The following is a 25,643-nucleotide window of genomic DNA, read 5'->3' as shown; positions in this document are numbered from 1 at the left end:
CCTCGCTCCGCTCGCGATGACGGCGCGGTCACGGTTCCCGCCGCAGCACCGCGTAGGGGAGGTCGCGCAGGAGAGCGCCGAGATCGGCCCCCTCCCCCTCCACCACCCGCCCCGAGGCGAGGTCCCGCCAGCGCGTCCCCGCCCCGAGATCGACCCGGGTGCCGGCAAAGGCCTCGCCCGACCAGACGGCTTCCCCGACGAAGCCCGCCACCAGCCGCGGCACCGCCACGAACAGGTCGCCGCCCTCTTGGACGGGGTCGGTCCGCCGGTAGGCGATGACGTGGTCGGCCCGGGCGCCGGTGGCCGCGACGAGCTCGTAGGCGGCGCTGGCGTAGAAGTCCGGGCGCTCGGCCCGCTCGGCGAGGAGCCGCGTGAGCGTCGCCTGCTTGACCCGCCCGTCCAGCCAGTGGCCCAGCAGGTCGGCGGGCGCCCCGCCCTCCTCCAGCATCCGTTCCAGCGCCGGGTAGTCCACCGGGCGGCGGTTGTCGGGGTCGACGAAGGAGAAGTCCCAGATCTCGGTGCCCTGGTAGGTGTCGGGCAGGCCCGGCAGGGTGCATTTCAGGACCGTCCGGCCGAGGCTCGCCAGCATGCCGAGATGGGCGAGACGCCGGGCGAATGGCCGGAGCGCGCTCAGGAACTCCGAGCCGGGGGCGATCAGCGCCGTGAACAGCCGCTTGACCGCGCCCTCGTAGACCTCGTCGACGTTGACCCAGCTCGACCGGCGCTTGCCCTCCCGCATGGCCTTCTCGCCGTAGGCGATCAGCCGGTCGCGGAACTCCGCGATCGCCCCGGCCTCGTCCCGCTCCAGAAGCTCCAGCGGCCAGGCGCCCAGGATCGCCTGGAAGAACATCCACTGGTCGTTGGCGTCCGGGGCCGGCTCGCCGTCGATCCGGGCGAGGTGCGGGCCGGCGACCCGCTGCCACAAGTCCCAGGCCTTGGCCCATTCCTCGGGGATCTCCGAGAGGGCGAGCAGCCGCGTGCGGGCATCCTCGCCCCGCTTGGTGTCGTGGGTCGCGGTGGTGATCATGGCGCTCGGCCAGTCCCGGGCGCGGGCGATCTGCAGATCGTGGAAGTGCTCCGCGTCGATCCCGTACTCGCCCGGATCGCCGCCGACCTCGTTGAGGCCCAGGAGGCACGCGTAGCGGTAGAACAGCGTGTCCTCCAGGCTCTTGGCCATGACCGGGCCGGTGAGCTGCTGGAACCGGCGGCGGAAGCGCAGCACCACCCGCGGGTCCGGCCGGCCGGGGCCCGCCGTCTCGACCCGACCGAGCAGGACGTCGGCGGCGAAGTCGTGGACCGAGCGGTCCGGCAGGCTCGACCAGCGCTTGGCCTTGGCGACGGCGCCCTCGATCAGGCGGACATCCTCGGGCTCGACCTCGCCCTCCTCCAGATCCGACGGCAGGTAGCTCCGGTAGGTCGGGAAGCGCGCGATGATCTCGATCAGCGCCCGGCGCAGCGCGTTGACGGTGAAGTCGCGGGTGCGCCGGTCGGCGTCGGCGACCTCCTTGAGGTCGGTGGTCAGCACCTCCAGCTCGCTCGCGAAGCTGATCTCGAGGATCTCGGCCTTGGCGGCGCGGAGCTGGAAGCCGTAGGGCTCGTCGAACCCCGTGGCCCAGGTGTAGAGCCGCTCGATTTTTCCGCGCCGGGACTTGTCGACCAGGATCCCGTCGAGCTGGTTGAGCACGTCGTAGCCCGTGGTCCCGGCCACCGGCCAGGGCCGCAGCCGCTCGCCCGGCTCCAGGATCTTCTCGACGACGACGTAGAAGCCCGGTCCGACAGCCGCCTGGAGCGCCCTTGCGTAGCCCAGCGGGTCGGCGAGGCCGTCGATATGGTCGATGCGCAGGCCGTCGATCCGGCCCTCGCGGACGTGCCGGAACACGGTCTCGTGCGAGCGGTGGAAGATGTCGGACAGCTCGACCCGCAGGCCGGCGAGCGAGTTCACGTCGAAGAAGCGGCGGTAGTTGATGTCGCTCGACGCCACCCGCCAGTGGGCCAGCCGGTAGGCCTGCGCCTCCAGCAGCCGGTGCAACGGCCCGAAACTGTCCGGGCGACCTTTGAAGCCGTTGAGCAGCGCCAGCGTGCTGGCGGTGGCCTCTTGGATCAGCGGCGACACGCCGTAGATCTCGGCGAGCCGGCGCTTCAGCCCCTCGGCCTCCTCGGGGAAGCCTTTGCGGCGGGTCTCGTCGGTATCGATCGACATCGCCCGCAGCCGCTCGGAGATGGCGAGCAGTTCCGCGGTGGTGTCGTCGTCCACCGCCCCGATCGCGGCGATCACCCGGTTGAGGATGGTCGGGTAGCTCAAGGGGCGGATCGGCAGCTGGTGCTCGTAGTGCCAGACGCTGAAGGCGCCGGTCTCGGGGTCGAACTTCAGCTCCAGCGTGCCCTTCTCCAGGGCCTCGCCGTAGCGGTCGCCGAGGAATGGGATCACGAGGTTGCGCCCGGCTCCGAGCCGCTGCCAGTCGATGTCGAAGGCGTCGGCGAAGGGCGACAGGGAGCCCCATTCGAGCACCGAGAGCCACCACGGATTGTCGGAGCCGCCGACGCCCATGTGGTTCGGGACGATGTCGAGCAGGAGCTTGATCCCGTGGGCGTGGAGCGTCTCGGAGAGCGCGATGAAGCCCGCCTCGCCGCCGAGCTCCGGGTTGATCGCGCCGTGATCGACGATGTCGTAGCCGTGGGTCGAGCCGGGCCGCGCCTTCTGGAGCGGCGAGGCGTAGACGTGGCTGATCCCGAGCCGGTGCAGGTAGGGGACGATCCGGCCCGCATCCGCGAAGGTGAAGTCCTTGTGGAACTGCAGCCGGTAGGTCGCGCGCGGCGGCGGCGCGGCGAGCCGCGCGGCGCCCGAGCGCGGGCCCCGCGCCTCGGCCGAGAGGGACGCCGCGAGCTTCGCCAGCGGCCCGCCGGGGGCGGCGATGTCCACGAGATCCCGGTCGAGTTTGCGCCGCCAGTTCGGGTAGCCCTCGGTCGAGCCGGGCACGTTGGCCTGGGCGAGTTCCGAGACCACGTCCTCGTACTGGACGGCGGTGAGCATCGCGGGCGCGCGGGCGAGGTAGCGGGCGGCGGCCTCGAAGGGCGCGGAATCCGGCGGCTCGGCGGAGGGCAGCAGCTGCTCGGCCGCCAGCGCCTCGGCGAGGCGGCGGCGCTCGACGACGCGCTCGCCCCGCTCGACCTCGGCCCGCTCCTGATCGTAGAGGCCGAGCGACTGGCGGGTGTCGGTGTCGACCCCGCGCCACCAGCCGACGAAGGTCGGCAGGTCGTGGGTGGTGATGGCGGTGAGCGCGTCCCGCGGGTAGGCCGAGGGCGGCTTGAAGCGTCCGTCGGCCTCGCGCTCGAAGGCGAGGATCCGGTAGCTCAGCACCCCGGCCCGCATCAGCGCGTCGGAGAAGCCTTCCGGCGCCGTGCCGAGATCCTCCGCGATGACGAGGCACTTGTTGCGGTGGCTCTCCAGCCGCAGCACCGCCAGCATCGGCTCGAAAGGCATGGCCACGTAGGCTCCGGCCTGGGCCCCCGCCCCCAGCGGGATCAGGAACAGGCGGGCGAGCTGGAAGGCGTGGTCGATCCGGATCGCGCCGGCGTGGCGCATGTTGGCCTGGACCAGGGCCCGGAAGGCCGCGAGCCCGTCGCGCTCCATCGCCAGCGGATCGAAGGCCGGCAGGCCCCAGTTCTGGCCCTTCGGTGCGAGCAGGTCCGGCGGCGCGCCGATCGACACCTTGTCGGCGAAGCGCTCGGGATGCGACCAGATCTCGGAGCCGCCCCGGTCGGCGCCGACCGCGAGGTCGCGGTAGAGCCCGACCCGCATGCCGGCCCCGAGCGCCGCCGCGGAGGCCTCGGCGAGCTGCCGGTCGGCGAGGTACTGCAGCCACGCGTGGTAGCCGACGAGGTCCGCGTTCTCCGCCGCGAAGGCTCGGACCGCCTCCGTGCCGGCGCGGCGATACGCCTCCGGCCAGTCGCCCAGCCAGTGCGCCCCCTGCCCCCGGAAATGCTCGGACAGCGCCTCGAACAGGGCGTGCGCTTCGAGATCCTCCCCGCCCTCCTGGCGGAACTGCTCGAAGCCCGCGTCGGTGCCGGCCCGGGCCGGCGACTCGGCCCAGAGCGCCCGGAGCACCGGGTCGAGCACGTCGTGGACGCCCTGGTGGTCGACGAGGGCGGCCTCGCGCAAAGCCGTGATCGCGTCCGCGCGCTCGGCGAGCAGCGCCTCGGCCCGGGAGCCCGCGAGCCCCGGCAGGCTGCGCGGGGCGATGAACAGGGTCTCCAGGAACAGCCGCGAGGACGGCGAGTAGGGCGAGATCTTGGTGCGGTCGGAGCCGAACAGGGCGTGGACCGGGCTGAGCCCCAAGAACGCCGCCCCACGCAGGGCGGCCTCGCGGGCGGCCTCGCCGGCATCCGCGTAGGTGCCGATGCCGATATTGGTGGCCGAGCGCAGGCCGTAGAGCTGAGCGGCCATGCCCCAGTCGGAGGCGCCCTCCTCCGTGTAGGGGCGCGGGCGCCAGCAGCGCTGGGGCGCGGCGATCACCCAGGCCTCGGCGCGGGTCTGCCCGGCCTGGACGGTGAGGCGGTGATAGCCGGGCGTCAGCGGCGGCAGCTCGAAGCCGGGCTCCGAGCCCTGCGGGTTGGCCCGGCCCTCGCGGGCCGTGCCGCGCTCGTCGACGAGGCGCCAGACCAGGGTGTGGGGCGCGCCGTCCGGCGGGCGCACCGGCACCCGGGCGGCCCGGCGGGCCTCCACCGGCAGGAGCGGCGGGATCAGGCCGTGGCGCAGGCGCTCGACCTCCGCGAGGCTCGCGGCGATCGCCGCCTCGTCCTCCACCGCGAAGCCGAGGGCCGCCAGCAGTCCGCGGCGCACCTCCAGCGACGTCTCGACGGGCTGGCCGAAGGCGTCGGTGTAGCCGGGGGCGACGCCGACGAGGTCGGCGAGTGTCTCGAGGCGGCTCACGCGCGGGACTCCGTCAGGAACACGCCCGTCCAGGACGGGAGATCGCGTCCGGCCCCGTCCGGGGCGTTGGTCCAGACCGGCCGGGCACCGCCCGGATCCAGCGCGAAGGGTTCGGTCCCGACATTGGCGACGAAGCGCAGGGTGCCGGCGCCGAAGCGCCACGTGCAGTCGACCACGTCCGGGCGCGGCATCGCGGCGGCGGCGCCGTCGTAGCCGGACTTCGCCAGGGGCACGACCACGTCGCGGCGCAGCCCCAGGAGCCGCGTCGTCTCGGCCAGCACCTCGCGGTGGGGCGAGCGCTCCCGCTCGGACCAGTCGAGCTTCGAGGCCGCGAAGGTCTCGGCCTCGGTCGGGTCCGGGATCTTGGAGGTGTCGTCCGCGAAGGCCGCGAAGCTCTTGAACTCCCGGCGGCGCCCGTCGCGCACCGCCTTGTTCAGGTCCGCGTCGGGCGCGAAGTCGACGAAGAACAGGAACGGCGCGGAGGCCGACCATTCCTCGCCCATCCAGAGCATCGGGATCTGCGGCGCCAGGAGGAGCCCGGCCCGGGCGAGGTCGAGTTTCTTGGGATCCGCGAGGTGGTTGAGCCGCTCGCCGAGCGCCCGGTTGCCGACCTGATCGTGGTTCTGCAGGAAGGTCACGAAGGCGGAGGGCGGCAGGTGCCCGGAGGGTTCGCCGCGCGGGTGGTTGTCGAGCGTCGGGAAGGGCTCGCCCTGGTAGGCGAAGCCCTCGGCGAGGCAGCGGGCCAGGTGGGCGACCGGTTTGTCGGCAAAGCTTTTATAGTAGCCGGCGTCCTCGCCGGTGAGCAGGACGTGCCAGCAATGGTGCAGGTCGTCGGCCCACTGGGCGTCGTGCATCTTCGGGCGCCCGGCGGCGTCGCGCTCCAGCCAGCGGGCCTGGTTGGCCTCGTTCTCCAGCATCAGGTGGATCTGCCGGTTCGGGAAGATCCTCCGGACCGTCTCGCCGAGCTCGGCCAGGAAGTGGCGGGGCGAATCGTCGAGGATGGCGTGGACGGCGTCGAAGCGCAGGCCGTCGAAATGGTACTCCTCCAGCCAGTACAGGGCGTTCTGGATGAAGAACTGCCGCACCGTGGCGCCGCTCTCCTTGCCGTCGAAGTTGATGCCCGCGCCCCAGGGGGTCTGGTGGCGCTCGGTGAAGAACGTCCCGGCATAGGCGTGGAGGTAGTTCCCGGCCGGCCCGAAGTGGTTGTAGACCGCGTCGAGATAGACCATCAGGCCGAGCCCGTGGGCGGCGTCGATCAGGCGCTTGAGGTCGTCCGGTCGACCGTAGGCGCCGTCCGGCGCGTAGGGTTGGACGCCGTCGTAGCCCCAGTTGCGCGAGCCCTTGAAGTCGGCGAGCGGCAGCAGCTCGAGGGCGGTGACGCCGAGCGCCTTGAGGTCGGCCAGCCGGGCCTGCAGGCCGGCATAGGTGCCCTCCGGCGTCGCGGTGCCGACATGGCACTCGTAGATCACCGCCTCCTCGAAGGGCCGCCCGGTCCAGCCCGCGTCGGACCACTCGAAGCTCCGCGGGTCGATCACCTCGCTGAGGCCCGAGACGTCGTCCGGCTGGAAGCGGGAGGCGGGATCGGGCACGACGAGGTCGCCGTCGACGCGGAAGCCGTAGCGGGCGCCGGGCTTCACCCCCGGCAGGGCCGTGCGGCGCCAGCCGCCGCCGGATTCGGGCAGCGGGTGGTCGACGCCGTCGACGACGAGGTCGACGCTCCGGGCGGTGGGCGCCCAGAGGGCGAAGCGGACGCCGCCCCCGACCATCTCGGCCCCGAAATCCATGCTGTGGGCGCGCCGCATCGGGCCACCGTCCTCGTCATTGGCCGCGCGACCGGGACGCAAGCGCGGCAGGATCATCTGTCGTGGGAGAAGGCCCCGGGCCCGATCCGGTTCCCGCAGCGCAGCTATGGCGGAGCGGCCGCGTGGCAATGGGGTATCGGCGGGTGTGACGGCGAGGTGACGGCGAGGTGACGGCCAGGTGACGGCCAGGTGACGGCCAGGTGACGGCGGAGGGCAGCGGCGTGACGGCGGGCCGCGCGGAAACTAAGCCGCAGTTCCGTCCGCGCGGGGCGGCCCTATCTTGCCCGACCGGCACTCTCGTCGGTCTGGGAGCGGACACTGGGTCGGGCGCACATCATCGGCATCCACGGGCTCGCCAACAAGCCGCCCCGGGACGAGAAGGCCGCCTGGTGGCGCGCCGCGATCCGCGAGGGGCTCGACCGCAATCTCGGGCTCCGGGTCGCGGAGCCCGACCTGCCCTTCACCTTCGTCTACTGGGCCGACCTGCGCTACCCGCAGCCGCTCGCGGGCGACCGCAACCGCGAGCCCTACCGCCCCGATCACGGCCTCGGGCCGTTCCCCTCCCCGGCGGGGGAGCCGGAGCGCGCCGAGCCGACCCTCACCGACCGGATCTACCGCGGCCTGTCGCACCTGCAGGAGGCCGCCGGGCTGACGCCGGTGGACGACCTGATCCTGGAATACCGCCTCGACGACCTCTGGGGCTACTACGAGGACGCGGACTTCCGGGCGGCGGCGCGGGCGCGCCTGCGCGATGCCCTGGCGGCGGCCGCATCCGACACCGTGCTGATCGCCGCGCACTCGATGGGCGGCCTGATCGCCTACGACGTGCTGCGCGCCGCCGAGGCGGACGGGACGCCGATGCCCCGCTGCGACCTCGTCACCCTCGGCGCGCCCCTCGGGCTCGCCGAATTGAAGCTGAAGCTCGCCGACGAGCACGGCGATCTCCGGGTGCCTGCGGCGCTCGCTGCCTGGACCAACCTGATGGACCGCCAGGACATCGCTACGGTGGGCGACGACCTCGCGGCCCTCTACACGCCGAACGCCGCCGGGGTGCGGGTGCGGGACGTACCGGTGATCAACGCCTACCGGAGGCCGGACGGCGCCGAGAACCGGCACAAATCCTACGGCTACCTGCGGACCCCGGAATTCGCCCGGGTCGTGGCCGGGTTCCTGGACGCCGCGGCGTGAGCGATCCGGGGAGGTGCCGCGCTCCGCCGCGCGCCGCCTCCCCGACCCCGGACGCGCGCCGCCCGGGTCGGGGCGCGGGCCTGCCGGGCCTCAGAGCCGGCCCGGCACCACCTCGCGCAGGACGCGCTCCGTGGCGGCGTCCTCGATCTTGTTGATCAGCCGCTTCGCCTCGTGCTCGTCGCGCAGGGTCTTGGCCAGGGTGAAGGTCGTGCCCGTGAGGAACAGCGACGCCATAGCGAGGTAGCCCTTGATCCAGATGTCGGCGGGCAGGAAGAAGATGCCGAATGTCAGCATGGCGGCGGCGACGGCGAAGCTGACCAGCGTGAAGGTCTTCCAGGCGCCGGTATGGGGCATCTGCGGTGTCATGGTGCGGTCTCCTGAGGAAGGATCGAAGGGGAAGCGGTGCGGCGCCGGTCAGGCGCCGGCCCTGAGGCGGTCGAGCACGGCCCGCGGGTCGGTGCGGGGGCGGCCGTAGCCCGCCGCCTCGAGGTCGGCCTCGATTCCGCCCGCGGCCTCGGCCTCGAGCGCGGTCAGCGCGGCGGCGACGTCCGCCTCGGCCGCCTGCCGCTCGCGCAGGCGCGCCAGCGTCCGCTCGGCCTCCCCGAGCGCCCCCGCCGACAGGGTCGTGACCCGGCGGCCCTCCAGTCCGGCCCGCCGCAGCGCCTCGGTGGTGCGGGCGGTCTGGAGCCCGCGGTCGAGGTCCCGCAGGCGCTCGCCGCCCTGCGCGACCAGGCCCTTCAGCCGCTCGACCTCCGCGGCGAAGCGCTCGGCGGCGGCCCGGCGGTCGGCCCGCTCGTCCTCCAGGGCGGCGATGTGGATCGCCGCCTCGGTCCCGAGATCCTCGCGCCCGTCGCTGAGCGCCCGCCGCGCCCCGTCAGACAGGGTGTCGATGCGGGTGCCGATGGCATCGAGGGCGCGCGCCTCGGCGGCGTGGTAGGCCATGGCGACGGCGAGTTCCCGCCGGGCGGTCGCCAGGGCGCCGGCGGCGTCCCGGATCTGCTGGCGCAGGATCGTCACGGCATGGGCGTCGTGGATCGCCTGGGCGTTGTCGGCGATCACGCCGCGCATCAGGAAGGAGAGGGTCCTCATCACGGTTCACCTCGCGGGAACGACGGGCCGGACCGCGTCCGGATTTGATTGAACGTCGTTCATGAAACAAGTAAACACGGGACGTGCCGGGCCGCAAGGGATAAAATGAACGAGGTTCATAAAAAAGTGAGGGGGCGGCCGCGGAAGGAGCCCGGCGATCGGGCGGCCGATCGCCAGGCCCTGATCGCGGCCGCGGTGGCGATCCTGAACGCCGGCGGCGCGGCGGCGCTGACCGCCCGCGGCGTCGCGGAGCGGGCCGGCACGGCGGTCGGCTCGGTCTACACGCAGTTCGACAGCCTGGAAGTGCTGCGCCTGGAGGCGAACGCCGTCACCATGCGCCGGCTCCGGGACACCCTCGCGGGGGCGCTGGCGGCCTGTCCGTCGCGGGAGACGGAGGCGCGGCTCCTGTGCCTGGCCGACGCGTATCTCGCCTTCGCGGCCGAGCACCACGCCGCCTGGGCGGCGATCTTCGAGCGGCGCACGGTGGCGGCGCCGGACTCGGTGCAGGCCGACATCGCGGCCCTGTTCGGGATCCTGGAGGGGGTGCTGCGCGACGGTGGCCGCCTCGGCGAGGCGGCGATCCCCGTGATGGCGCGGGCGCTGTGGTCCAGCGTCCACGGCATGACCTATCTCGCCGATCTCGGCAGCCTGGGTCCCCTCGGGGTCAGCGACGTGCGGCCGATGATCGACGCGCTGGTGCGGGCCGCGGTCCGGGGCTTCTCCGCGGGCTGAGCGCCGCCCTGCCCGCCCGCGGGGGCCCCGCCCCTCAGGCCACCCTCAGGCCGCGCCCTCAGGCAGCCTGGACCTCCGCCAGGAAGGCCTTCACGGCGTGGTCGAGCTCGTCCGAGCCGCGGGTGAGGTCGCGTGCGGCCGCCAGCACCTGCTCGGAGGCGCTGCCGGTCTCGTCGGCGCCGCGGCGCAGGTCGACGACGTTCTCGGACACGCCCTGCGCCCCGGTGGCGGCGCTCGCCACGCCGCGGACGATCTCCTGGATGGCGGCGTTCTGCTCCTCCATGGCGGCCGCGACCCCGACCGCGATGCCGCGCATCTCCTCGATGGTCCGGCCGACCGCGCCGATCGCCGCGACCGCGTCCCGGGTCTCGCCCTGGATCCGGCCGATCTGGCCGGAGATCTCCTCGGTCGCCTTGGCGGTCTGCTCGGCCAGCGCCTTCACCTCGGAGGCGACGACCGCGAAGCCGCGCCCGGCCGCGCCCGCGCGGGCCGCCTCGATCGTGGCGTTGAGCGCCAGCAGGTTGGTCTGGCCGGCGATCGAGGCGATCAGGCCGACCACGTCGCCGATCTTCTCGGTGCCGGCGGCGAGCGCCCGCACGGTCGCCTCGCCCTGGCGGGTGCTGATCGCGGCCTGCCCGGCGATCTCCGAGGCGCGGTTCACCTGCCCGGCGATCTCCTGGACCGAGGCCGACATCTCCTCGGTGGCCGCCGCGGCGGTCTGGACGTCGGCGGAGGTGCCGGCCGCCTGCGCAGCCACCGCGCCGGTGCGCTCGGTGGTGTGGGCGGCCGTGACGGTCAGCGTCCGCGCCGTCGCCTCGAGGTCGGCGGCCGCCGTCGCGAGGCCGCGGCTCAGGGTCCCGGCCCGGGTCTCGAAGGACCGGGTCAGCCGGTCGAGGGCGGCGGCCCGCCGGGCATCCCCGTCGGCGCTGGCGGCGGCGCGGGCGTCGGTCTCGGCCTTGGCGATCAGCGCGTCCTTGAACACCTGCACGGCGCCCGCCATGGCGCCGATCTCGTCCCGGCGCTCCCGTGCCGGCACCGGCACGGCGGTCTCGCCGGCCGCGAGGCGGTGCATGGCGCCGTTCAGCGCGCGCAGCGGCCGCGTCAGCCGCCGGCCGATCAGCGCCGCGAGCAGGCCGATCAGCGCCACCACCACGAGCATGCCGGCCGCCGCCTTCCAGGCCGCGTCCCGCAGGATCGCCGCGGTGTCGTCGGCGTAGATGCCGGTGCCGATCACCCAGCCCCAGGGGGCGAAGCCGCGCACGTAGGAGAGCTTCGGCACGGGGGCGTCGGCGCCGGGCTTCGGCCAGTAATAGTCGACGAAGCCCTGCCCCTGCCGCTTCACCGTCTCGACGAAGTCGACGAACAGGCGCTTGCCGGTGGGATCCTGCACGGCGGCGAGATCCTTGCCCTCCAGTTCGGGCTTGATCGGGTGGGCGACCATGCGGGGCTGCATGTCGTTGACCCAGAAGTACTCCTTGTCGTCGTAGCGCAGGGCCTTGAGGGCCCGGATCGCGGCGCCTTGCGCGTCCGCCCGGGACAGGCGCCCGGCCCGCTCCTCGCCCTCGAAATAGGCCGCGACCCCGTAGGCGACGTCCGTGAGGTTCCGCGTCTTGGCCATCCGGTCCTGCTCGACCTGGGATTTCAGGCTGACGAGCCCGATGCCCGAGACCGCGACGATGCCGACCAGCGCGGTGGCTGTGATGGTGTGGAGCTTCGCTCCGAGCCCGATCTTCACCCACGCCCCCGCGATGATGATTGCAAGAAGATGATTTCAACCTGCGATATTTTGCAGCTTCTGCGTTAGCGGAGCGTGAAGACGGCCTTGCGCGCGCCGGCCCGAGCCTGTCCACTCCCCGTCCAACGAAAGCCCGGCGCCGCTCAGGATCGCGCCGGGCCACAGGGAGAAGCGTCATGGTGCGTACGTCTCGGACGGGCTCGCTGCTGCCGGGCCGGCGTCGGCTCCTGCGGGCGGGATCGGTCCTCCTGCTGGCCGGGCTGGCGCTCGCCACCCCCGCCCGGGCCGACGATGCCAAGGTCCGGATCAGCCGGCAGCCGGGCTTCGTCTACCTGCCCGCGGTGCTGGCCGAGCAGCACAAGCTGATCGAGAAGCACGCCAAGGCCGCGGGCCTCGGGGACGTCACGGTGGAGTGGGTCAACCTGACGAGCGGCGCCGCCGGCAACGACGCGCTGCTCTCGGGCAACATCGACATCGTCGACAGCGGCTCGACCAACATGCTGCTGCTCAACGACCGCACCAAGGGCGACGTGAAGGGCCTGTGCGGGGTCGGCACCACGCCGATGATGCTGCTCACCCGCAATCCGGACGTGAAGGAACTCAAGGACTTCTCGTCCAAGGACAAGATCGCCCTGCCCTCCGTGAAGGTCTCGTCCCAGGCTGTGCTGCTGCAGATCGCCGCCAAGAAGGCGTTCGGGCCCGAGAACGCCACCAAGCTCGACCCGCTCACCGTCCAGCTCGGCCATCCCGACGCCGTGGCGGCGCTGGCGAGCCCGCACAACGAGGTCAACAGCCACTTCTCGCTGCCGCCGTTCCAGCAGCGCGAGCTGCAGGACCCGGCGATCCACAAGGTGCTCAACTCCTACGAGATGGTCGGCGAGCCGGTGAGCAACGCGATCTTCTACGCCCGGACCGGCTGGTACAACCGCAACCCGAAGCTCGCCGCCGCCATCGTGGCCGCCATCGACGAGGCCAATGCCGAGATCGCCCGGGATCCGCTGAAGGCCGCCAAGGACTACGTCGCGGCCACCAACGAGAAGACGCCCCCCGAGACCCTGGTCGAGATCATGAAGGAGCCCGGGACGAACTTCTCCACCACGCCCTACGGCATCATGCTCCAGGCCCGGCACTTCTACGCGATGAAGACCATCAAGACCGAGCCCAAGGACTGGAAGGACACGTTCTTCCCGATCGTCCACAACCTGCCGGGGCGGTAGGACCCCGGCCGCTCAGTGCGCCTCCACGGGCCCAGCGGCGTGCTGCGGCTTCTTGAGGATGGCCACCACGGCGAGGCTCGCCACGAGGCTCACGCCCACCAGCCAGAACCCGTCCGCGTAGGCCATCACGTAGGCCTCGCGGCGGACCTGGGCGGCGAGCTGGCCCAGCGCGACGCCCTTGGCGGCCAGCGGGTCGGCGATGCGGGTGTGCATCCCGGCGGCGAGCGCCGCGAGCCGGTCCTGGGTGCGGGTGGCGTTGACGGTAATCGCCTCGGCCAGCATCGAGAAGTGGAAGTGCTCCCGCCGGTCGATCATCGTCGACAGCATGGCGATGCCGATCGAGCCGCCGAGGTTGCGCATCATGTTCGACAGGGCGGAGGCGTCCGCGGTGTCGCGCGGGGCGAGGCCGACGGTGGAGAGCTGTGACAGCGGGATGGTGAAGAGCGGCTGGCCGACGGCCCGCATCAGCTGCGGCAGGATCAGCTGGTCGGCGCCGACATCGTGGGTCAGGCCGACGTTGATCCAGCAGCTCGCGATGAAGAACAGCGTGCCGGTGACCACCAGCACCCGGGCGTCGAAGGTCCGCATCAGCAGCGGCATCATCGGGAAGAGGACGAGCTGCGGCAGGCCCGACCACATCACCACGTAGCCGATCTGCTGGGCGTTGTAGCCCTGGATCTGCGCGCAGTAGACCGGGATGATGTAGATCGACCCGAACGAGACCGCGCCCAGCACGGTCATCAGCACGCAGGCGCCGCCGACCGAGCGGTTGGCCAGGACCCGCAGGTTGATGAACGGGCGCTCGGTCGTGAGCTCGCGGACGATGAAGCCGGCGATGCCGGCCGCCGCCAGCAGCGACATGTTCACGATGACCTGCGAGCCGAACCAGTCCTTGCGCTGGCCCTCCTCCAGCACGTAGGTCAGGGCCGGCAGGCCGATCGCCATCAGGCCGATGCCGATCCAGTCGCCCTTGAGCAGCTCGCCCCAGCGCGCCGGCACGCTGTCGAAGGCGCCGAGCTGGATCGCCGCCGCCACGGGTCCGAAGATCAGGTTCAGGTAGAAGATGTAGTGCCACGACAGGTTGTCGGTGAGCCAGCCGCCGACCGTCGGGCCGATCGCGGGCGCGAAGGTCGCGGTCAGCCCGAACAGCGCGATGCCGATGGGCTGCTGCGCCTTCGAGAGCCGGGTGCGCACGATCACGATGGCGGTGGGGATCAGCACGCCGCCGGTAAAACCCTGGCCGGCCCGGAACAGGATCATCTGGCCCAAGGTCGTCGACAGCGCGCAGGCCAGCGAGAAGGCGGTGAACAGCATGGTGTTCACCGCGAGGTAGCGGCGCAGGCCGATCACCGAGGACAGCCAGCCGGTGAGCGGGATCACGATGATCTCGGCCATCAGGTAGGCGGTGGAGATCCAGCTGCCCTCCTCGGTGGAGGCGCCGAGCGCCCCCTGGATGTCGGCGAGCGACGCGTTGGTGATCTGGATGTCGAGGATCGCCGTGAAGGCGCCGAGGATCGCGCCGAACACGGCGAGCCAGTCCCGGGCGCTCGCCTTCGCCTCGGGCACGGCCACGGCCGGCACGGGGCTCGTCGGGGCCGGACTCATCGGGGCAGGGCCTCGCTGACGAGGGCCGGAGCGGGCCTCGGCCGGGCGGGCCGCACCGGCTCGACCGGATCCTGGGTGTGGACCGTGGCCTCCACCGACAGGCCCGGGCGCAGGCGGGCGATGAGCGGATCCGACGGGTCGAGGGCGACGCGCACCGGCACGCGCTGCACCACCTTGGTGAAGTTGCCGGTGGCGTTCTCCGGCGGCAGCAGCGCGAATTGCGAGCCGGTGCCCGGGGAGAAGCTCTCGATCCGGCCCCGGAACGCGTGGTCGCCGAAGGCGTCGACCGTGAAGGTGACGCGCTGGCCCTCGACCATGCGGCCGGTCTGGGTCTCCTTGAAGTTCGCCACGAGGTAGATGTCGCGGCCCATCGGCACGAGGGTCAGGAGCCCGGTGCCGGCCGAGACGACCTGCCCGATCCGCAGCGCCCGGTCGCCGGCCACGCCGTCGATCGGCGCCACGATGGTGGTGTAGCTCAGGTCGAGCCTCACCCCCTCGACCTTGGCCTGCGCGCCCTCCAGGCTCGCGCGGGTGCTGGCCTCGAGCGCCTGCAGGCTGTCGATCTGCTTCTGCGCGGCGTCCAGGGAGGCGGCGGCCTTGTCGCGGGCGGCGTGGCGCTGGCGCAGGTCGGACTCCGCCTGCTGCTGGCGCTGCACCGTGCCGGACCCGGTCTGCAGCAGGTTCTGGTAGCGGGTGTATTCCTGCTGCGCGAAGGTGAGGGCGGCCTCAGCGTTGGCGAGGTCGGCCCGCGACGAGGCGACCTGCGCCCGCTGCTGGACGATCGCCGAGGCGACGCCCAGGATCTGCGCCCGGTCCTTCTCGACCTCGGCCTCGGCCTGCCTGAGCTGGACCCGGTAGGACCGGTCGTCCAGGCGGGCGATGACGTCCCCGGCCTTCACCGGCTGGTTGTCGCCGACCAGCACCGCCGCGACGGTGCCGGCGATGCGCGGCGCCACCGTGACCTTGTCGGACTGGAGATAGGCGTCGTCGGTCACCTCGAGGAAGCGCCCGACACTCCACCAGTGCCAGCCGTAGGTCCCGACCCCGCCCAGCGCGAGCAGGCCGAGGAGGGGCAGCACGATCCGCGCGCGGCGGCGGCGCGGCGCCGGTGCGGAGACGGTGGCCGGGACCGGCGCGGAGACCGGGGGCGTGACAGCCGCGGTGGTCGGGGCGGTGACCGGCGCACCCGCGACCGGGTCGGCGCTCTTGAAGCTGTCGCTGCGACGTGCGTCCATCGGGTCTGGCCAGAATCAATACGGTACGGTATCGTTTTAATAGGACGAACGGCGGTGGTGAGCAAGGAGGATCGCGGGGTGACGGTCACGGAGATCGAGCGGGTGGAGGCGGGACCGCGGCGCGGCGGCCGGCCGACCCGCGCGGAGGCGGCCCGGCGCGAGGCGCACCTGATCGCCGTCGCCACGACCCTGTTCCTGGAGCGCGGCTTCGACGCCACCTCCATCGACGCGGTGGCCGAGGCCGCCGGGATGAGCAAGCCGACGGTCTACGCGCGCTACCGCGACAAGCGGGCCCTGTTCGAGGCGGTCCTGCGCGAGCGGATCGCCGCGTGGCTGGCGCCGCTCTCCGCCGCAGCCGAGGCCCAGGCCGCGCAGGGCGGGAGCGACGACGTCGAGACCGCCCTGGAGGATCTCAGCCGCACCCTGCTGGCCCACGGGCAGTCGCCGGGCGCGGCGATGCTCAAGCGCAACCTCGTGGCCCAGGCGCTGCAGTTTCCCGAGCTCGCCCGCCTCGCCCACGAGGAGGGCTGGCTGCGCGGCGTGCGCGCGGTGGCGCAGCTGCTCGACGCCTTCGCGCGGCGCGGGCGGATCGCCGTGGCGGATCCGGAGATCGCGGCCGACCTGTTCCTCAGCCTCGTCCTCGGCCGGTCGTCCCAGGCGACCCTCTACGGCATCGCCACCGACCCGGAGGCGCAGGAGCGGCGGCGGCAGGCGGCGGTGCGGCTGTTCCTCGACGGGGTGCGCCCGCGCTGAGGGGCGGACCGGAACGTTGTTGCGCCGCAAGGGCTGCGTTATCCTCGGGAGTGGGACCGACGGCGGCTACCGCCGGTCCCTGGCATTCACCGTTTCAGGTGTTGCCGAGGCCAGAGAGGAATGGCGAGGCGGAGCGTCAATCTCCACTCGCCATTCGCTTTTCTGGACCATGCCAGAGAGATGACCATCCTCTGCACTCCCGGCCGCGACCGGCCGTGCGCGGCCTTCGCGGGTGGGTCGGTCAGGCTCACGGCACGAGCTTAGCCATTATTCCCGGGACCCGGAGAATCCGCGTCGGCGCCTCGAGCCCGCGATTGCGCCCCTCCCCGCCCGGGCCTATAGTGCGTCATCCCCATTCGACAGCGTGAGACGGGACATCCGGATCGGTCATCCGGAGCCCGCGGCCCGATGCCCGGCCCCCGTCCCGCCAGGCCGGAGCACGAGAAGCATGTCCCAGGGTCCGCTGATGCCGAAGGCGACCGCCGTCTGGCTGGTCGAGAACACCTCGCTCGCCTTCGAGCAGATCGCCGATTTCTGCAAGCTGCACCCGCTGGAGGTGAAGGGCATCGCCGACGGCGAGGTTGCGGCCGGCATCAAGGGGCTCGACCCGGTCTCCACCGGCCAGCTCACTCGCGACGAGATCGAGAAGGCCCAGAAGGCGCCGCACTACAAGCTCAAGCCCGCCGTCTCGAAGGTGAAGCTGCCGGAGGTGAAGCGCACCACCAAGGGCCCGCGCTACACCCCCCTCTCCCGCCGCCAGGACCGGCCGAACGCCATCCTGTGGCTGCTGCGCAACCACCCCGAGCTGAAGGATTCGCAGATCATCCGGCTCGTGGGCACCACCAAGTCGACGATCCAGCAGATCCGCGAGCGTACCCACTGGAACTCGGGCTCGCTCCAGCCGATGGACCCGGTCACCCTCGGCCTGACCACCCAGATCAACCTCGATTTCGAGGTCCAGCGCGCGGCGGCCGACCGCCCGGCCGCGGTGGCGGCCGAGTCCGGCGCCTCGCTGCTGCCGACCGAAGTCTCCACGGCCCGCGACGCCGACGAGCGGGACCACGAGGACGATCACGGCGGCCGCGAGGAGCGGCTCGACGCCGATTCGGTCTTCGCCAAGCTCAAGGGCCGGCACCAGGACGAGGACGACGAGGACTAGGACCAGGACTAGGACCGGCCCCCCGCTCCGACCGAGCGGGGGCCGGACCGACCTATTCCGGCAGCGGCCGGCCCCGCGTCTCCGGCATGAACCACGGCACCACGAGGCCGATCACGTAGACGCTCGACAGGGTCAGCGCCGCCGCGGCGACGCCCCCGAAGGCGGTCACGATCTGCCCGGCCAGGATCGGGAAGATCCAGGCGATCAGCCGCGCGCCGTTGAAGACCGCGCTCGACGCCGTCGCCCGGACCGCCGGGGTGAACAGCTCCGCGAGGTAGATCGCCATCCACGAGAAGGCGAAGCCCAGGGTGAAGAACCCGTTCAGGAAGGCGAGCGCCATGAATGGCGCGAGCCCGCCGGTCCAGAGATAGCAGGCGAGCGACGTGGCGATGCAGCCGGCATAGGTCACGAGCAGGAAGGCGCGGCGCCCGATCGCGTCGGCCACGAAGCCCGAGATCACATAGGCGGTGATCGCCCCGATATTGTAGACGATGCCCATGCGCGGGCCCCAGACATTGGCCGGCGCGCCCGCGGCCTTGGCGAGCCCCTCCGTGTAGGCCGGCAGCCAGGACGAGACCGCCCACCAGCCCACCGTGGTGGCGAAGGACAGGAGCGTGGCGAGGAGGACCCGCCGCCGGCTCTCGGGCTCGCGGAAGATCTCCGTCAGGGAGAACGGGCGCCGCGCGCGCCGCGGGGCCCGGTCCGCGTCCTCCGCATCCTCGGCGGTGGCCGCCCAGCGCTGCGCCTTGAGCGCCCGCATCCACTGCTCGGATTCCTCCAGCGCCCGGCGCAGGTACAGGCACACGAAGGCCGGCAGCGCGCCCAGCGCGAACAGGATCCGCCAGGATTCCGCGCCCAGGGGCTCGGTGGCGGCGAGCACGGCCCACACGATGGCGGCGAGCACCGCGCCGCCGCCGAAGCCCGATTGCAGGAAGCCGCAGCCCTTCGGGCGGGCCCGGTTCGGCCAGGTCTCGGCCACGAGGGCGATGCCGGTGGACCATTCCGAGCCGATGGCGAGCCCGGTGATGAAGCGCAGGACGGCGAGCTGCGTGAAGCTCTCCGCGAAGGCGGTGAGCCCCGTGAACAGCGCGTAGCCCAGGATCGACACCATCATCATGCGCTTGCGGCCGATGTAGTCGGCCGCGATCCCGCCGATCAGGCCGCCGATCCCCCAGCCGAGCAGCGTGATGCCGATGGCGAGGCCCACGTAGAAGGCCGGCGCCTGGGCCTGCTCGGGGGTGAGGATCGAGGCCAGCGCCGGGCGCAGGGCGTAGACCAGGGCCACCGCCTCGTAGCCGTCGAAGATCCAGCCGAGGTAGCTGCCCCACAGGATCCGCCAGTGGCGCCGGGTGAGACCCGCGTGCCACGGGGCGCCGGCCGCCTCGCGCATGCCCACGTCGCCCGCGTCCATCGCCCGCTCCTCCCGCCCGGGACGCGTCGGCGGCGCCCGCCCCGCCCTGATAGGTCGGTTGTGGCATCGGGTCGACCATATCGGGGGGGCGGTCCGGCGCCCCGGCGATCACGATCGCATCACGCCTTCACATCGCGCCCGCGCCGCGCGGCTCAGCGCGCGGCGTCGAAGCCGGCGAGGAAGGCCGCGAGGTTGTCCGGCAGGGCCGCGCAGAGGTAGCCGCCCTCCTGGACCAGCGCCGTGGGCAGCCCGGCCCGGGCGATCCGCTCCGCCGCCCCGACGAAGCCCCCCCGGGAGACCGCGAGGGCGCCGATCGGGTCGTCCGCGGCGGCGTCGAGGCCGAGCGCCACCACGAGCGCCCGGGGCCGGTGCACGGCGATCGCCGCGAGGCCCGCCTCGACGGCCTCGAGCCAGGGCGCGTCCCCCGAGCCCGGCGGCAGCGGCAGGTTGCGGTTGAACCCCGCCCCCGCCCCGGCGCCGGTCTCGTCGGCGTAGCCGGCGAAGAACGGGAAGTAGTCGGACGGGTCGGCGTGGACCGAGACGGTCAGCACGTCGGCGCGGGCGTAGAAGATCCCCTGCGTGCCGTTGCCGTGATGGACGTCGATGTCGAGGATCGCCACCGGGCCGCCGGTCGCGGCGCGCATCCGCTCGGCCGCGATGGCGCTGTTGTTGAGGAAGCAGAAGCCGCCGGCGGAATCCGCGTAGGCGTGGTGGCCGGGCGGGCGGCACAGGGCGTAGGCGTGCCCCGCCGCCAGCGCAGCGTCGGCGGCCGCGACCGCGCACTGCGCCGATCCGTAGACCGCCGCCCAGGTGCCGGCGCGGATCGGCGTCGAGGTGTCGGCGGTGTAGAGGCCCAGGCGCCCGAGGAGGCCGGCGGGCTTCCGGTGCATCTGCGGCCGGGCGAAGGCCCCGGTCAGGATCTCGTCGCCGATGCCGGGGATCGCGTCCCGGCGCGCCCAGGCCTCGGCCAGGAACGCCACGTAGTCGGGATCGTGCACCGCCCGGATCGGGTCGAGGCCGTGATCGGCCGGCTCGGCGAGGTCGTGTCCGCCCCGGACGGCCGCGTCCCGCAGGATCGCGTAGCGGGCCGCCTGCTCGGGATGCGGGATCGGCGCGCCGCGGCGCATGTAGCGCTCGGGATCGTGCCGGCTCGAATCGGGCGTGTGGACGATGCGCATGCCGGCAGGTTAGGGCCCGCCGGGCCGCGCGTCATCCGCCCGGGACGGCCTCGCGGGGCGCGCCCGCATGGGATGCACCCGCATGGGACGCGCCCGGATGGGACGGGCTCAGATGAGGTAGACGGTGCCGTCCGCGCGGAAGACCTTCGGGCAGTTCGCCCCGTCCACGAGGCGCTGGGCATCCTCCAGGGAGATCCCGTGCGCCAGGGCGATCTCCGGCAGCGTCTTCCAGGTCGGGGTCATGGTCCGGCTCCGTCCGTGATCCGTGCGGGTCGGGGATCAACGGCGCAAACGTCTCCGGGTTCGCCGACAGGGCCGATGACGGCTCCAAGATCCTGTCGAGGGTGTCGGCGCGCCACCCCGTCGGGTCGGGCGCGGCGGGGGCGACCTCGCGCAGGAGGGTCGGGACCCGGGCCCAGGGTTCCGTGACCGGCCCGGCGCTCGGCCGCATGCCCGCCCGGGTCCGCCCGCCGGCGACGCGGATGTCCGGGAAGCGCGCGCAGAACGCCGCCACGCAGTCGGGGTCGAAATGGCGGCCGCTCTCGGCGCGGATGCAGTCCAGGGCCGCCTCGAAGGGCATCGCGTCCTTGTAGGGCCGCGCCGTGGTCAGGGCGTCGAACACGTCCGCCACCGCGACGATCCGGGCCGAGAGGGGAATGGCGGCGCCGGCGAGCCCGTGCGGGTAGCCGCCGCCGTCCCACTTCTCGTGGTGGAACTCGGCGATCTCCGCGGCCAGCCGGATCAGCTCGGAGGCGCTCCCGCCCAGGATGCGCCGGCCGATCGCGGGGTGCGTCTTGACGAGGTCGAACTCGTCCCGGTCGAGCCGGCCGGGCTTCAGCAGGACGCCGTCCGGGATGCCGACCTTGCCGACATCGTGCAGCGGCGCCGCGAGGTAGAGGTTGCGGCAGATCTCCGGCGCCAGCCCGAGCCCCTCGGCCACGATCTGGCTGTAGCGGGCCACCCGCCACGTGTGATCGCCGGTGTCGTTGTCGCGGTACTCGACCGCCAGGGCGAGCCGGAAGATGATCTCCTCCTCGCGCTCGCGCATGTGGCGCAGGGCGGCCTCCACCTCGCCGTCGAGCCAAGCGGCCTGCTCGGCCAGCCGCCGCACCGCCCGGGCGAGCCGGATCAGGTTGCGCAGGCGGACGGTGAGCTCGACGCCCTGCATGGACTTGTCGAGGAAATCGGTCGCCCCGGCCTCCAGGGCGGCGAGCCGCACCGCGTCCGAGATGTCGCTGGTGACCATCACGATGGGCACCTGGGCGTAGTGCGGGATGGTCCGCATCTGCCGGATGAAGGCGATCCCGTCGATGTCGGGCATGTGGCAGTCGACCAGGACGAGGTCGAAGGCCCGCGTCCGCGCCTCGACCATGGCGGCGACCGGGTCGCCGTGATCGGTGACGGACACGTCGGGCTTGGCCTCCAGCAGCAGGCGCAGCCGCATCCGCATGGTGGCGCTGTCGTCGACGAGGAGCGCGTCCATCAGCGGCTCCCGGGCCGGCGCAGGCGATCCCGGGGCGGCCGCCGGACCGGGTATGTCGACACAGGAACCATCGCCGCGACGCCTCGCAAGACTGTCGAGCAGCATTGAAGGATGCGGCATTAACGGGCGGTAAATCGTCGTTCTCGGCTATATTGAGGATATTTACTTTACTCGGAGCCTTGGCGGGTGCGAATTCGGGTCTTCGTTTGTCGGAGACCGGTGGGGCCGCGGCGATCGACCCGCGGAGAGTTGGCTTCGCCCGCTCCGGGGCGACTGAAGGATCGGCGTGTCTGTAACCGGGATCGCCGCGGCGGCCCCGGCGCGGCCCCGGCGCGGCCCCGGGATGGCGGGGTTGACGCGGTCGCCAAGCCCCCCGACGGAGACGCGGATCAGGACGGGTCCCGGGCGGCCCGGGACGCGCCGGCCGGACGGCGCGGCGGGAGGCGCCTTCGCGATGATGCGGTTCGATCTCGTCGATCTCGGCCTGTTCCGGCACGTGGTCGAGGCCGGCTCGATCACCCACGGGGCCGCGCGGGCGAACCTCGCCCTGGCGGCCGCCTCGACGCGGATCCGGCTGATGGAGGACTCCCTCGGCGCCGCCCTGCTGACCCGGGGCCGGCAGGGCGTCAGCCCGACCCCGGCCGGGCGCGCGCTCCTCGTCCATGCCCGGGAGGTCCTGGCCGGGGTGGAGCGCCTGCGCGAGGAGATGGCGGCCTTCTCGGGGAGCGCCTTCGGGCAGATCCGGGTGCTGGCCAACACCAACGCGCTCACCGAATTCCTGCCGGAGGCGCTCTCGGCCTTCCTGGCCGATCACCCCGGGATCGGCGTCGAGATCGACGAGCGCACCTCCGAGGAGATCGTCGGGCTGGTGGCCGAGGGGGCGGCCGATCTCGGCATCCTGTCCGGCACGGTGGATACCGGCTCGCTGCAGACCTTCCCGTTCCGGGAGGACCGGTTCGTGCTGGTGGCGGCCCGGGACCATCCCCTGGCCGCGCGCGGGACGATCCCGTTCGCCGAGGTGCTCGGCCACGACCTCGTCGGCCTCGACCGGCGCAGCGCCATCAGCCGCTTCCTCGTCGCCCAGGCGGTGCGCGAGGGGCGTCCGATGCGCCTGCGGGTCCAGCTCCGGGACTTCGACGCCGTCTGCCGTCTCGTCGAGGCGCGGGTCGGGCTGGCGATCCTGCCCGAGAGCGCCGCCGCCCGCGCCGCGCAGGGCCTCGCCCTCGCGGTGGTGCCCCTCGCCGACGCCTGGGCGCGGCGCGACCTGACCCTGTGCCTGCGCGACCTCGACGGGTTGCCGCCGTTCATCCGGGCCTTCGTGGCGGAGCTGCGCGCCTGAGCGGAACCCGCCCCGCCGCGGACGGGCCCGCGCGCGGCGACGTCAGCGCCACCGCTCGTCCGTGCAGGCCAGCAGGTAGACGACGTGCATGCAGCGCGCCTGGGCGGCCTGCGAGGGCGCGTCGCCCATGCAGGCGCGCATCCCGACGGAGAGCAGGTCGCGATCGACGTCCTGATTGCGCGCGCAGGTGAAGATCGGCTGGAAACCCTCGAACCGGCTCACCTGCCAGAAGATGACCATGACCGCGAGCAGGCAGAAGGTGCAGACCAGGATCCGGCTGTCGTAGAACCAGTGCCGCCGTCCGGCATCCGCGGCGTCGCGCGCGCTCATCCCGTCACCAGGCCCGTCACCGGGAGCGCCGATGGGAGCACCGCCCGGATCCCCACCCTTCTCGGCATCGGCTCGCCCTCTCCCTCGCGCCGGATCCCCGGCCGGCCGCCCGGGCCGTCAGTCGATCACCTCCACGATCCGGCGCGACCGCGGGTCGACGAGGACCGGGTGGTCGTTGACGATCGTGTAGCTGTAATCCGGCAGGGCGAACTCCCGCGGGACATCGTAGTACACGATGCCGTCCTCCGGGAGCACCGTACCGACTCGCACGGGTCCCGCGAGCGCGATGGAGGGGCGGCGCTCGCCGCGGGCGTAGATGCGGAACCGCTCCCGCCGGTCGACGCCGAGGATGCCGTTGGCGGTGCCCACGGCCGCACCGATCGCGCCGCCGACGATCGCCCCGAGGGGACCCGCCATCTCCTCGCCGCGCGAGGCGCCCTCCTGGGCCCCGCGCTCGAGCCCCTGCGCCCGCGCGTCCGCGGCGAGGCCCAGGAGGGCTGTCGGGGGAGCCACCAGGGTGGCGAGGAGCGCGAGGGACGCCGCGATCCGCATGATGTTCGTCCTGGTCGGTGGCGTGGATCGGCAGGCCTGCGCCCGGGGGCGCGGGCGCGTCCCGGTCGGAGGCTACGCCGAAATGCCTGCCGATCGGTTGCCGATCGGTCGCCGCCCGGCGCGGGGCGGCGTGGGGCGGCGCCGGCATTGCCCCGGTCCGCCCATGGGGTAGCCTCCGGCTGATTCCGTCGGAGAGGACAGGGCATGCCGATCGAGACCGTGGAGACCGCCGGCCGCCGCCGGGGCGCCGACCTCCTGGTGGAGGTGCTGCGCTCGGAGGGTGTGCGCTACATCTTCGGCAATCCCGGCACCACCGAGTTGCCGCTCATCGACGCGCTCACCGAGGCGCCGGACATCGCCTACATCCTCGCCCTGCAGGAGGCGACCGCCGTGGCGATGGCGGACGGCTACGCGCAGGGCGCCCGCCGGCCCGCCTTCCTCAACCTGCACACGGCGGGCGGCCTCGGCCACGCCATGGGCGGGCTGGTGAATTCCCAGGTCTCCGGCACGCCGCTGGTGGTCACCGCCGGGCAGCAGGATCTCCGCCACGCCCTGACCGACCCGCTGCTGATGGGCGACCTCGTCGCCATCGCCGACCCGGTGATGAAGTGGGCCCGCGAGGTGACGAGCCCGGACCAGATCCCGATCCTGCTGCGCCGGGCCTTCCACGACGCGGGGGCCGCCCCCTCCGGGCCGGTCTTCCTGTCCCTGCCCATGGACGTGATGGAGGCGCTGTCGGCGGTGCCGGCCGGCGAGACCTCGACCATCGACCAGCGGGCCGTGGCGGGCTCCCTCGACCGCCTCGCGGAGAAGCTCGCCGCCATCGCGCCGGGCCGCCTCGCGCTGATCGCGGGCGACGAGATCGACGCCTCGGACGCCTCGGCGCAGATGGTGGCGCTCGCCGACCTGCTGGCGGCGCCGGTCTACGGCTCGTCCTGGCCGGCCCACATCCCCTTCCCCACCGCGCACCCGCTCTGGGCCGGGAACCTGCCGACCCGGGCCGACGCCATCGCCGACATCCTCGGGCGCTACGACGCGGTGTTCGCGCTCGGCGGCAAGTCGCTGATCACTGTGCTCTACTCGGAGGTCTCGGCGGTGCCGCCGGGGGTGCAGGTGTTCCAGCTCTCGGCGGACGTGCGCGACCTCGGGCGCACCTACGCCACCTGCCTGTCGACGGTGGGCGACATCCGCGCCTCCCTCGACGCCCTGCTGCCGCTGCTCGCGCCCCGCCTCGCCGACCGGGCCGACGCCTTCGCGGGCCTGCGCGCCGGGGCGGTGACCGCCCGGGCCGAGCGCCGGGCGAAGCTCGCCGCCGCCGCCGACGCGGCCTTCGAGGATCCGGTGATCGCGCCGCTGGTCGCCGCCCGGGAGGTCGCTCGCGCGGTCGGGGCCGAGACCACCATCGTGGACGAGGCGCCCGCGACGCTCACCCACCTGCGCACCTTCCTCGACAGCCCCTCCGCGCACCAGTACGCGGCGATGCGCGGCGGCGTGCTCGGCTGGGGTATGCCGGCCGCGGTGGGTTTCTCTTTGGGACTTGATCGTGCGCCTGTCGTTTGTGTCGTGGGCGACGGCGCCGCGCTATACTCGCCGCAGGCCCTGTGGACCGCCGCGCACGAAAAGCTGCCGGTCACCTTCGTGGTGATCAACAACGCCGAGTACAACATCCTCAAGACCTTCATGAAGGGCCAGGCGCACTACGCCTCGGTGCGCGCCAACCGCTTCATCGCCATGGACCTCACCGACCCACGGATCGACTTCCCGGCGCTGGCCGCCTCGATGGGCGTGCCCGCCCGGCGGGTGACCCGGGCGGCCGACATCGCCCCGGCGATCGAGGCCGGGATCCGCTCGGGGGGCGCCAACCTCGTGGAGGTGGTGGTGCGGGCGACCTGAGCGGGGCCGTCG

At 73.0% G+C, this 25,643-nt stretch carries 19 protein-coding genes; 7 read left to right on the top strand and 12 right to left on the bottom strand.

Features of this window, described 5'->3' with window-relative positions; translation table 11 throughout:
• Positions 1–28: 28 nt before the first annotated feature.
• Both H288_RS0114670 and treZ read right to left on the bottom strand, forming a co-directional pair.
• Positions 29–4,930 (bottom strand): malto-oligosyltrehalose synthase, encoded by a 4,902-nt coding sequence (locus H288_RS0114670; RefSeq protein ID WP_020093334.1) that lies wholly within the window; start codon positions 4,928–4,930, stop codon positions 29–31.
• Positions 4,927–6,732 carry a malto-oligosyltrehalose trehalohydrolase gene (treZ, locus tag H288_RS0114665; RefSeq protein WP_026604953.1) on the bottom strand — a complete coding sequence of 602 codons (1,806 nt, stop codon included), beginning with the start codon at positions 6,730–6,732 and terminating at the stop codon, positions 4,927–4,929. The genes H288_RS0114670 and treZ overlap by 4 nt, the downstream gene beginning before the upstream one ends.
• Positions 6,733–7,050: 318 nt before the next feature.
• Here treZ and H288_RS0114660 point away from each other — a divergent pair, with 318 nt between their 5' ends.
• Positions 7,051–7,920: a hypothetical protein gene (locus H288_RS0114660; RefSeq protein ID WP_026604952.1), complete on the top strand. Its 870-nt coding sequence runs from the start codon at positions 7,051–7,053 to the stop codon at positions 7,918–7,920.
• A gap of 90 nt (positions 7,921–8,010) precedes the next feature.
• Here the strand turns inward: H288_RS0114660 and H288_RS0114655 are convergent, their stop codons facing one another.
• Positions 8,011–8,286, bottom strand: a complete 276-nt coding sequence (locus H288_RS0114655) for a YiaA/YiaB family inner membrane protein (RefSeq protein WP_020093331.1) — start codon at positions 8,284–8,286, stop codon at positions 8,011–8,013.
• Between the two features lie 48 nt (positions 8,287–8,334).
• Entirely contained in the window at positions 8,335–9,009 is a 675-nt protein-coding gene (locus H288_RS0114650; protein ID WP_020093330.1) for a PspA/IM30 family protein, read from the bottom strand.
• A gap of 105 nt (positions 9,010–9,114) precedes the next feature.
• Between H288_RS0114650 and H288_RS0114645 the strand changes: the two genes are divergently transcribed.
• Positions 9,115–9,741: a TetR/AcrR family transcriptional regulator gene (locus tag H288_RS0114645; protein WP_026604950.1), complete on the top strand. Its 627-nt coding sequence runs from the start codon at positions 9,115–9,117 to the stop codon at positions 9,739–9,741.
• Between the two features lie 58 nt (positions 9,742–9,799).
• On the opposite strand, the gene H288_RS0114640 is transcribed toward H288_RS0114645, so the two are convergent.
• Positions 9,800–11,476, bottom strand: a complete 1,677-nt coding sequence (locus H288_RS0114640) for a cache domain-containing protein (protein ID WP_020093328.1) — start codon at positions 11,474–11,476, stop codon at positions 9,800–9,802.
• Between the two features lie 176 nt (positions 11,477–11,652).
• On the opposite strand from H288_RS0114640, the gene H288_RS0114635 reads away from it, so the two are divergent.
• Entirely contained in the window at positions 11,653–12,693 is a 1,041-nt protein-coding gene (locus H288_RS0114635) for an ABC transporter substrate-binding protein (RefSeq protein WP_020093327.1), read from the top strand.
• Positions 12,694–12,705: 12 nt separating this feature from the next.
• Here the strand turns inward: H288_RS0114635 and H288_RS0114630 are convergent, their stop codons facing one another.
• The gene (locus tag H288_RS0114630; protein ID WP_051123747.1) at positions 12,706–14,298 is read right to left on the bottom strand and encodes a DHA2 family efflux MFS transporter permease subunit; all 1,593 of its coding nucleotides are present in this window, start codon (positions 14,296–14,298) and stop codon (positions 12,706–12,708) included.
• Positions 14,295–15,533, bottom strand: a complete 1,239-nt coding sequence (locus H288_RS0114625) for an HlyD family secretion protein (protein WP_020093325.1) — start codon at positions 15,531–15,533, stop codon at positions 14,295–14,297. Before H288_RS0114625 ends, H288_RS0114630 begins: the two co-directional genes overlap by 4 nt.
• Before the next feature lie 57 nt (positions 15,534–15,590).
• Here H288_RS0114625 and H288_RS0114620 point away from each other — a divergent pair, with 57 nt between their 5' ends.
• Positions 15,591–16,286, top strand: coding sequence for a TetR/AcrR family transcriptional regulator (locus H288_RS0114620; RefSeq protein WP_234080757.1), 696 nt, complete (start codon positions 15,591–15,593; stop codon positions 16,284–16,286).
• Positions 16,287–16,734: 448 nt separating this feature from the next.
• Positions 16,735–17,445, top strand: a complete 711-nt coding sequence (locus H288_RS0114615; RefSeq protein WP_020093323.1) for a cell cycle transcriptional regulator TrcR — start codon at positions 16,735–16,737, stop codon at positions 17,443–17,445.
• Between the two features lie 52 nt (positions 17,446–17,497).
• On the opposite strand, the gene H288_RS0114610 is transcribed toward H288_RS0114615, so the two are convergent.
• The 3 genes from H288_RS0114610 to H288_RS32405 all read right to left on the bottom strand — a co-directional run bounded on the left by H288_RS0114610 (position 17,498) and on the right by H288_RS32405 (position 21,517).
• The gene (locus tag H288_RS0114610) at positions 17,498–18,856 is read right to left on the bottom strand and encodes an MFS transporter (RefSeq protein ID WP_020093322.1); all 1,359 of its coding nucleotides are present in this window, start codon (positions 18,854–18,856) and stop codon (positions 17,498–17,500) included.
• Positions 18,857–19,008: 152 nt separating this feature from the next.
• Positions 19,009–20,034, bottom strand: a complete 1,026-nt coding sequence (locus H288_RS0114605) for a histone deacetylase family protein (protein ID WP_020093321.1) — start codon at positions 20,032–20,034, stop codon at positions 19,009–19,011.
• A gap of 31 nt (positions 20,035–20,065) precedes the next feature.
• Entirely contained in the window at positions 20,066–21,517 is a 1,452-nt protein-coding gene (locus H288_RS32405; protein ID WP_020093320.1) for an HD domain-containing phosphohydrolase, read from the bottom strand.
• A gap of 454 nt (positions 21,518–21,971) precedes the next feature.
• Between H288_RS32405 and H288_RS0114595 the strand changes: the two genes are divergently transcribed.
• Positions 21,972–22,856, top strand: coding sequence for a LysR substrate-binding domain-containing protein (locus H288_RS0114595; protein WP_020093319.1), 885 nt, complete (start codon positions 21,972–21,974; stop codon positions 22,854–22,856).
• A 42-nt stretch (positions 22,857–22,898) separates the two neighbouring features.
• Here the strand turns inward: H288_RS0114595 and H288_RS0114590 are convergent, their stop codons facing one another.
• Both H288_RS0114590 and H288_RS0114585 read right to left on the bottom strand, forming a co-directional pair.
• Positions 22,899–23,186, bottom strand: a complete 288-nt coding sequence (locus tag H288_RS0114590; protein ID WP_020093318.1) for a hypothetical protein — start codon at positions 23,184–23,186, stop codon at positions 22,899–22,901.
• Positions 23,187–23,303: 117 nt separating this feature from the next.
• Positions 23,304–23,738 (bottom strand): DUF1236 domain-containing protein, encoded by a 435-nt coding sequence (locus H288_RS0114585; RefSeq protein WP_020093317.1) that lies wholly within the window; start codon positions 23,736–23,738, stop codon positions 23,304–23,306.
• A 204-nt stretch (positions 23,739–23,942) separates the two neighbouring features.
• Between H288_RS0114585 and H288_RS0114580 the strand changes: the two genes are divergently transcribed.
• Positions 23,943–25,631 (top strand): thiamine pyrophosphate-binding protein, encoded by a 1,689-nt coding sequence (locus tag H288_RS0114580; protein WP_020093316.1) that lies wholly within the window; start codon positions 23,943–23,945, stop codon positions 25,629–25,631.
• Positions 25,632–25,643 lie beyond the last annotated feature (12 nt).

The sequence above is a fragment of the Methylobacterium sp. 285MFTsu5.1 genome, assembly GCF_000383455.1.
GTDB lineage: Bacteria > Pseudomonadota > Alphaproteobacteria > Rhizobiales > Beijerinckiaceae > Methylobacterium.
The sequence above is the reverse complement of the archived record's forward strand: the minus strand, read 5'-3'. Positions and strand labels throughout refer to the sequence as shown.